The organism is Fastidiosibacter lacustris (genome assembly GCF_003428155.1).
GTDB classification, from domain to species: domain Bacteria; phylum Pseudomonadota; class Gammaproteobacteria; order Francisellales; family Francisellaceae; genus Caedibacter; species Caedibacter lacustris.
In genome coordinates, this window is sequence record NZ_QLIR01000005.1 from 107,438 (window position 1) to 116,311 (window position 8,874).

The following is an 8,874-nucleotide window of genomic DNA, read 5'->3' on the forward strand; positions in this document are numbered from 1 at the left end:
TAGAAAAGAGTACTTTAGAAGTGGACAAGAAATAAAGATGTATTAGCAGTTTTAACAAAAATGCGTACAATATTGCAAAGGGATATAGTTTGGTGACTGCCCTACATGAATCAAAATGTTAAATTCATCAATAAGGAGATAAAATGTTAAGTCAAATGAGGAAAAAAAAATTATTAGCTATAGCAGCAATATGTTGGATAGCTATCAGCATTCCTGCTTATGCACAAGATGAGTTAAACTCACCAGGAAATATTGAGAATACAATACCAAAAATGATTAATGATCAAACAATTGTAGAACATAATAGGCAGCAAGACTTATATTCACCAGTGGGTTATTGGTTACAGTATACTGATGACGGAAAGCAAGCCCAGTCTATTCTACAAGTTTATAAAGGCAAAAATGGTCAACTGGAAGGCAAGATTGTGGTGCCATTTGTGAATATTGTAGATGGGAAAAAGCAAGTGCCTGAGGTAGTATGTAAGAAATGTGGAAAGGGAAATGAAAACGGTTATCAGTTTGATTATTCAAATTATCCCAACAATCAAGTGCAAGATCTTAAAATTATGTGGGGTTTTATCAAGGGTGGGAAAAAAGAGGGTTCAGATGGTGCTTTATATGATGATGGTTCAATTTTAGATCCATCTAATGGCAAAGTTTATAGCTGTAAAATTCAAGTCCAAGAAAATGGTAACAAACTTTATGTAAGAGGTTATATTGGTTTCTCATTATTTGGGCGTACGCAATATTGGTATCGAATTGATGAGAATCAGGTTAAACAATGTGCTAAGGCGTGTGGATTAACGGCTGAAGGTCATTATCCATATACTGATAAGAATGGCAAAATGGCGAGTGAGAAACTATGGGAACAGTGTTCCAATATTACGTTAAAAGCTCGTGATTTGTGTGCATTTTAATCATTTTTAACGTTGTAACCATCAGAAAAGATTTTTTATTTATTATTTCAATAGATAAGTTTTGAACTAATAATATTTTTTACATAAAATCATCGTCAAACTGAATTTGACAAACTAAATTTCGGAATAATGGAGTAAAGATGAGATTAAATATCAAGATCAAAAAAATATGCCTTTTACCTACTTTATTGTCGGTAAGTTTACTAGCAGGTTGTGCAAGCTCAGGCAATGTAAGCTATGTTGACCCACAAGGTGTTGACACTACTTCAATTAATTTTAATTCAACTGATCTGCAAACAACGACCCAGAAAATGGTTGGTGGTATGTTGTCATCGCCTGCAATTGCGCGCATTACCGCAGGTGCACAGCCTGTTGTATTCTTTAGCACCATTAAGAATGAAACAGCAGAGCATATTAATACAGGGATGTTAGCCAATACGGTTTCCACTGAGATTATTAATAGTGGTAAATTTCAATTTACCGATATGTCTCAAGTCAAAGAAATGAAAGAACAAATGGACTACCAAGCAGGCTCTGGCATGGTTGATCAGGCAACTGCAATCAAAATGGGGCAACAAATTGGGGCACAGTACATGATTTATGGTAGCATTGCTGATATGCAATCAATGAATAGTAACCAGCAATCTTTATTCTTCTTGATTACGCTAAAAATGATTGACTTGAAAACTGGTATCATCGTGTGGCAAGACCAAAAACAAATTCGTAAGACTCAAAAACGTAGCACCTTTGGTTGGTAAAGGAAACAAAAATCACTTACTTCACATGTATTCCTTAAGGAGTATCACAACGTTGGAAACGCAACACGCAGAAGATTGAGCGTAAATCTTTAAACGTTTAGAACGAGGATAAAGCGCCTTGTGAGGAAAACTATCTGTTTCTCAAAAAGTGAGCTAATGCGTGATGCATGCACTGTAATTGGTCTTTATATCAACCAAATTGAATGGGGACGGGGTATATATGAATAACAAAGTAAAACGCTACAAAAATTTAATACTTAGCGTTGTTGGTATTATATTTTTATTGTTATCAGGTTGTGCCACTTTTTCAGCATCCTATCCTAAAAAAATATCTGAAGTTAAAGTTGATTTAGCTAAAGGAGATGCTAAAGCAGCACAGAAATCTTTTAGTAACCAGTTTGGAGATAATCCAACAGAAGATAATCTATACTTATTGGAGCAGGCACGTTTAGCACAATTAAACGATAACGTTGAGCGATCAAAAAAAGGCTATCAAGCCGTTATCCAAACAGTAGCGACCAATAAAATGGCTGCAAAAGTCCAGGTGTCAAAAGTTTTACAAAATATGGGAGCAGTATTAACCAATGATCGAGGATTACCTTTTTCTACACCTGATTATGCGATGACATTTTTATATCCATATCAAGCGCTAAATTATTTATCACAAAATGATTTAAGTGGCGCTTTAGTTGCCATTCGTCAGTTAAGCAATGCTCAATATTGGACATATCAACAAAAATTAATGGTGGAGGATATGCAAAGTAAATATCAAAAAGATACTGCTAAGGTCGATATTGATGAAGAAAACTTAGGACTTAAAAAATCTAAAGAAATTAATGAGATGTTTAGTTCAGTAAAGGATGCTACCAATGCGTATGAAAATGGATTTGGTTATTATTTAGCAAGCATCTTGTATGAAGCGTTTGATGAGAATTACAATAATGCGTTTATATCCATTAAGGATGCTAAACGAGTGCTTCCAGATAATCCTTACGTTCTACGCACATATCAAGAAATAGAGCGTGGCTTTAATGGAGGAAGTGCTTATGAAAATGGCAAAGGGCGTTTGGTTGTAATTTATGAACAAGGTTTTGTAACTCCTAGAGAGGCGATTAAACTACCATTATTTTTAGGCAAGCTTGGTTTACAAGAAGTAGCGGTCGCTTACTACCCATCCAAATATACGTTGTTACCAGAAAAAAGCATATATGTTGCTCAAAATGATCGGATTCAAGATCGTGCTCAGACAGCGTTGCTCGTCAATACAACTCAAATGGCAACTAAATCGTTGACAGAGGAGTACCCTGTGATTATCACGCGTGAAGTGATTCGGTTGGTAGTAAAGTCACTTGCCACTTATGAGGCAACTAACCAGGCTGGTGGCTGGGGTTTATTAGCTGGCTCAATCTATAGTTTTGTCACTGCACAAGCAGATGAGCGCAGTTGGCTTTTGTTGCCAAATAATATCCAACTCTATGAAAATCAATTTAAGGCAGGTAACTATACAATTGATCTTGGTAAAAAGCAGCAGAACGTTGAAATAAAAGCCAATAAGACAACCTTGATTTGGTTTGTTAATATAGATGACTTTAATAAGGTTTATCATTTTATTTTGTAAAATAAGAGCATCATACTGATAAAATAAAATATATTCAGTAATATTTTGCTCATTTTCAATATTGAATTAGCATAAAATAGTTAGCATTGAAAAACCGTAAGTATAACAATATAGCCATAGGCAGATTTTTTTGTTAGCCTTTTGTTATAGTTAATATGCAAAAAAGGAAATTGCAGATGTCAGAAGGTTGGTTGACACAATATCAACGAAGCATTGATGATAATGCTACGTTTTGGGCAAAAAAGAGTGAGATTATTGATTGGATTAAACCGTGGAATACTGTAACCAGTGGATCCTTTCAAGAAGGAAATGTAAAATGGTTTGAAGAAGGTATCTTAAATGTTTCTTATAATTGTGTTGATCGCCATTTGTCAAAATATGCAGATAGAATTGCATTTTATTGGGAAGGGGATAACCCTAAACATAGTCAAGCGTTGAGTTATCAAGCACTTTACGATAGGGTTAATCGCTTTGCTAATGTTCTTAAAACCCTTGGTGTCAAAAAAGGTGATGTAGTTTGTATTTACTTGCCAATGATTGTCGAAGCACCTGTTGCTATGCTTGCCTGTGCGCGTATTGGTGCGGTACATTCAGTTATTTTTGGTGGTTTTTCCCCTGTTGCAATCGCTGATCGTGTTAATGATGCAAAGTGTACATTTATCATTACTGCAGATGGCGGTTATAGAGGTGGAAAATCTATTCCACTGAAAACTAATGTTGATGAAGCAATCAAAAACTGCCCAACAGTTGAAAAAGTACTTGTGGTTGAGCATGCCCACAACATAAATAATTGGAATGATAAAATTGATGTCCATTATTATAAGCTTGCTCAGCAAGTAGACGTGTTCTGTCCAATTGAACCCATGAATGCGGAAGATCCACTTTTTATTTTATATACTTCAGGTTCTACAGGTAAGCCAAAAGGTGTAGTACATACTACAGCAGGTTATTTGGTTTATGCAGCAACAACACACAAACAGATTTTTGATTTGAAAGATGGTGATGTTTATTGGTGTACAGCTGATGTCGGTTGGATTACAGGACATTCATATGTTATTTATGGACCACTGGCTAATGCCACAACAAACGTGCTATTTGAAGGGGTCCCAAGTTATCCACAAAAATCACGTTTTTTTGATGTGGTTGATAAATATAAAGTGAATATTTTTTATACTGCACCTACGGCTATAAGAGCTTTACAAGCAGAAGGTGATGATGCCGTATTGGCTAATACAAAAAGAGATTCGTTACGTATTTTAGGAACAGTTGGTGAACCAATTAACCGTGAAGCTTGGCATTGGTATCACGATAAAGTAGGCAAGGGGAAGTGTTCAATTGTGGATACTTGGTGGCAAACTGAAACAGGTGGGGTTATGATTTCACCTGATCATACTCAATATCAGAAACCAGGTTCAGCAATGTATCCTTTTTGGGGGATTGAGCCTGCGATTTTGGATAAAAACACTGCCAATGAACTAAAGGGTGCGTTAACAGCACATGATTATGGTGCAATTGTTATTAAACGTCCGTGGCCGGGGATGATGCGTACGCTCTGGGGTGATCATAAGCGTTATATGGATAGTTATTTTAATGTTTATCTAGGTTATTATTTCCCAGGAGATGGTGCATATCGTGATAAAGATGGGCACTATTGGATAAGTGGTCGGTTAGATGATGTAATCAGCATTGCAGGGCATAGAATTGGTACAGCTGAAATTGAAAGTGTTATCGATTCTCACGAAGCTGTTGCAGAAACAGCTGTTGTTGGCATTCCAGATGCAATTAAAGGTGAAGTCATTTATGCATATGTAATATTAGAGAAAGGTATCACACCATCTGAATTGCTTAAACAAGATATTATGGAATGGGTGCGCAAAACGTATGGTCCTATTGCCAGTATTAAAGTAATCCAATGGGTGCCAATGCTGCCTAAAACGCGTTCAGGTAAAATTATGCGTCGCATATTACGTAAAATTGCGCATTTTGAAGAACAGCAAATCGGCGATACCTCTACCCTTGCCGATGCAAATTGTGTTAAAAACTTAATTGCTAATCGTTCAGATTATCGAATTGTTAAGAAAGGGTCGCAGTAATTTCAGTATAAGTTTGAATTTTGATTAGCGTTTACTATTTTCCTGTATGATCAGATAGCTAAGCTGTTGTAGTTTTTTGGTGTCTTAAATTTAAAAATCAAAATAATTGCCAAAATATAAAAACAAGTAATCATGCCACCAAGTAAAATCAAATTTGGATACATTAAATTGGCAAAAATTAATGAAAGAGCAATAAAAAGGTCAAGACTAAGCCCATAAATGGACGATGCAACTGCATTATGGGATTTTTCTATGAGCAAGAAAGCAATAGTCGATGAATTGACGCTTACTAATGCAGATGAGAAACCAAATAAAATTGCACTGATACCTATAATATAGATGGCAAGATTCACGGGAGCTAAATATGCAAAGATAAATAACAAACCGCTAAAAACTGCTACAAATGAAAATAATAAAGCGCTTTTCTCATAACTCATTATTCCATGTAGCCAACGAATATTTATCCAGCGGCCAATGGCACCAAAGAGGATAAGTAAAAAGGACAACCAACCGTAAATAATTGTGCTATAACCAAGTGTACTGATGACAATATAAGGTGTACAAATATAGAAAATTGACATCCCTGACCAAGCAGCAGAAGTAATATAACAATAACTTAGAAACTTTATATTTTTAAGGATGTTAACCATTTTTTTGCGACTGGAAATTTTTTGGTCGCTTTCATGAGAAGGCGGATTTTTAAAGTAAATAAGTACAACAAATAAAGTTAAAATTGAAATAAGAATAACGCTATTAAAAACCGATTGCCAACCACCAAAGTAAACAATATAACCACCAATAAAGCCGGCGATAGAGGGGGCAACGTAGAATAAAAGTGTTAAGCTTTGCCAGGCTCTGACATATTCGTTGCCAGTCAGTAAATCTTTAGGAATGGCAATTGCAATAATGTATAAACCAGATGCACCAATCCCTTGTAAGATGCGTCCCAAATAAAAAATGTAAATGCTGTTTGCTAAAAGACAAATGACACTGCCAAGAGCAACTACGCAAGCATATAATATGAGAGCTACTTTGCGACCAAATTTATCGCTGATAACTCCAGCAGGAATTGCAAAAACTGCTCCTGCTATAACAAATAAGGTAAGCGTTAATTGGCTTTGACTAACACTTACTGCAAAATCTTGCTGCAATAAAGGCAAGGCAGATATGTACATATCATAAGCACAAACGTATACACCAACTAAAAAAATAGCGAAAAAATAAACGTAATTTTGTGCTTTCATGATGTTTTGAAATGAATGAGCTCTTTAAGTCAAAACAGTATAACAGAAGGGGTTTGTAAATAAAGAGATAGCATGGTATTGTTAGCAATTGCTTTTAGTTAAGACTTTTATTATTTTCTAGTAGTAAGAAAACTCAGTAATTTATTTAGTTATGCTTCTTTACGATTATGCAGATTCCAGCACAATGCAAGTAAAATAGTTGCAATGATGCTTGCTGTAAGTAAGAAAATAAATACTTCATTCCAACCATAATAAGCTGCAATTATGCCAATGACGGCTTGTGCGCCAACCGTTCCTAAAAAGTAGCCAAAAAGTCCAGTAAATCCAGCAGCTGTTCCTGCTGCTTTTTTTGGTACTAAATCTATTGCTAAAATACCAATTAAGGCTACAGGTCCATAAATCAATATTCCCATAGCGGATAGAGAAAGTAGCATTATCCAAGGTGTATTGCTTTGCCAATAAACAAATAATACAGCAATAAATAACACCATACAGATAACGCTCATGGGTGCGCGACGACCATTAAATAAACGGTCTGTTAACCAACCAATTAAAATTGTTCCAGGGATGGCAGGTAACTCAAATAAAGCAAAGCCAAGCAAACCTGTTGTCATAGACATATGTTTCACTTGTACAAGATAATAGGTGGACCAGCTTAAAAGGCCATAACGTGCACAATAAACAAATGCATTAGCAATTGCAATTGTCCAAATCCAAGGGTTGTTTAACACATGTTGAAAAAATATTGCTTTTGCGCCTAACTCTTTTTCTCGTTCTGCTTTGGTTTTAGCACATGCCACAGGTGGATAGTCATGGCTATAATCTTCAATTGGAGGTAAGCCGACAGATTGAGGTGTATCTGCACCAAAAATGAGAATAAGCACGGCAATAGAAATACATAAAATTCCAGCAAGATAAAAAAGACCATGCCAATTGTCTTTAAATAAAAATATACCTAATGGCACTACGCCGATTGCAAATATGCCTGCTCCAACGTTATGTGCGGTGTTCCATATCCCCATTTTGGTACCACGCTCTTTATCACTAAACCAGTGGGTAATGATGCGCGCACATGCAGGCCACCCCATGCCCTGTCCCCAGCCGTTTAAAAACATTACAAAAAACATGATTGCAACACCAGCATTTAAGAATGAAGGTAGAAGTAAATTTAAAGTACCAGAAATTAATAGCCCTGTTGCTAAGAAGACTTTAGCATGGCTGCGATCAGAGACATTCCCCATTAAGAATTTGCTCAAGCCATAAGCGATTCCTAAAGCAGCACCGATAAACCCAAGTTGATCGGTTGTTAAAGTAGTAATATATTGCTTAGAAATATCAAAGCTGCTGCGCCCAAAGTAATAGGTAAAATAGCCAATATAAGCGACCAAAAACATTCTTAATCGCCAATGTGGATAGAGTTTGGCAACTGTTGTAGCTGGTAACATTGTGACCGCTTTAGCGGGTTTAAAAAAGTGTTGAATCATAAAATAATCATTTTTATTAAAAAAACAACGGTTGAGTTTAGTTTAAGTTGTTTTCAAAGTAATGCAATTTTAAATCTATAGAATAATGTAACATTTTATTGAAATTTTAAGAAGGGTTACACAAAAAGAGTATTGATCAATAAAACGTAGATAAATGTGCTTACACAAAAAAATACAAAACCACAAATAGTTGCATTGATGTACACACTTTTCTTGCTGAACTTAAAGATAGAATTACATTTTATATAGCGTTTAAATAGTACATTTGCAGTAAACCAAGTAATAAAACCAAGTAATAATTATGGTAATAATAAGTGATATGAAAAAACTAATTAGCATAAGCGTTAAGGTTTTTTATTAAGTGTCGTTATGCTAACGGAAATACGTAAAAAGTACAAGATGAGGCAAAGTGTGTGTGGATTAATGAGAGTCAGAGCTGTTAGAGGGCATAGAATGTATTGAAGGCCCAACTATCTTCAAAGAGCGTGAAGATTCAGAAACGCTAGTCAATTCAGTGGAATCAGAAACTTGAGGGGTTTGATGAGAATGATGATTGTTATTATTTGTATGTATAGCTTCAGTTGTCATTTTTTCATCAATTATTTCCGTTTGTATGCTATTCTGTTCCTCTACCATTTCAACTTTGATTTTATCTAAGGTAGGTTTGATGTCAGAATAAGCTTTATCGATTTCCTGGTTAAATTGACCTTGACTTTGTGCCTTTAACACTTCCTCTACCTTTTGCTGTAACTGATCTAGT

Annotated in this window: 7 protein-coding genes and 1 pseudogene; 5 read left to right on the top strand and 3 right to left on the bottom strand. The window is 35.4% G+C overall.

The genetic code is table 11. The annotated features are described in order from the left end of the window. Positions 1-143: 143 nt before the first annotated feature. The 5 genes and pseudogenes from DNJ77_RS04095 to acs all read left to right on the top strand — a co-directional run bounded on the left by DNJ77_RS04095 (position 144) and on the right by acs (position 5,386). Positions 144-917 carry a DUF2147 domain-containing protein gene (locus tag DNJ77_RS04095; RefSeq protein WP_116963728.1) on the top strand — a complete coding sequence of 258 codons (774 nt, stop codon included), beginning with the start codon at positions 144-146 and terminating at the stop codon, positions 915-917. Between the two features lie 158 nt (positions 918-1,075). After that, positions 1,076-1,675 carry a penicillin-binding protein activator LpoB gene (gene lpoB, locus DNJ77_RS04100; protein ID WP_116963739.1) on the top strand — a complete coding sequence of 200 codons (600 nt, stop codon included), beginning with the start codon at positions 1,076-1,078 and terminating at the stop codon, positions 1,673-1,675. Between the two features lie 56 nt (positions 1,676-1,731). Further along, positions 1,732-1,903: pseudogene (locus tag DNJ77_RS04105) on the top strand (IS1 family transposase); the annotation flags it as partial. After that, the gene (locus DNJ77_RS04110) at positions 1,896-3,293 is read left to right on the top strand and encodes a COG3014 family protein (RefSeq protein WP_116963729.1); all 1,398 of its coding nucleotides are present in this window, start codon (positions 1,896-1,898) and stop codon (positions 3,291-3,293) included. The pseudogene DNJ77_RS04105 and the gene DNJ77_RS04110, both read left to right, overlap by 8 nt. A 155-nt stretch (positions 3,294-3,448) precedes the next feature. Then, positions 3,449-5,386: an acetate--CoA ligase gene (acs, locus tag DNJ77_RS04115; RefSeq protein WP_116963730.1), complete on the top strand. Its 1,938-nt coding sequence runs from the start codon at positions 3,449-3,451 to the stop codon at positions 5,384-5,386. Between the two features lie 50 nt (positions 5,387-5,436). On the opposite strand, the gene DNJ77_RS04120 is transcribed toward acs, so the two are convergent. The 3 genes from DNJ77_RS04120 to DNJ77_RS04130 form a co-directional block, all read right to left on the bottom strand. Further along, positions 5,437-6,630, bottom strand: a complete 1,194-nt coding sequence (locus DNJ77_RS04120; RefSeq protein ID WP_116963731.1) for an MFS transporter — start codon at positions 6,628-6,630, stop codon at positions 5,437-5,439. Between the two features lie 149 nt (positions 6,631-6,779). Further along, a complete protein-coding gene (locus DNJ77_RS04125) occupies positions 6,780-8,114 on the bottom strand; it encodes an MFS transporter (protein ID WP_116963732.1) in 1,335 nt (444 codons plus the stop codon). A gap of 420 nt (positions 8,115-8,534) precedes the next feature. Next, positions 8,535-8,874 (bottom strand): hypothetical protein (locus tag DNJ77_RS04130; RefSeq protein ID WP_204723359.1); only part of this gene is annotated, 340 nt, incomplete at its 5' end.

Excerpts from the sequence above, each read along its gene's own strand:
- acs (WP_116963730.1), top strand. The coding sequence starts at position 3,449 with ATGCAAAAAAGGAAATTGCAGATGTCAGAAGGTTGGTTGACACAATAT.
- DNJ77_RS04120 (WP_116963731.1), bottom strand. The coding sequence starts at position 6,630 with ATGAAAGCACAAAATTACGTTTATTTTTTCGCTATTTTTTTAGTTGGT.
- DNJ77_RS04110 (WP_116963729.1), top strand. The coding sequence starts at position 1,896 with ATGAATAACAAAGTAAAACGCTACAAAAATTTAATACTTAGCGTTGTT.
- DNJ77_RS04125 (WP_116963732.1), bottom strand. The coding sequence starts at position 8,114 with ATGATTCAACACTTTTTTAAACCCGCTAAAGCGGTCACAATGTTACCA.
- DNJ77_RS04095 (WP_116963728.1), top strand. The coding sequence starts at position 144 with ATGTTAAGTCAAATGAGGAAAAAAAAATTATTAGCTATAGCAGCAATA.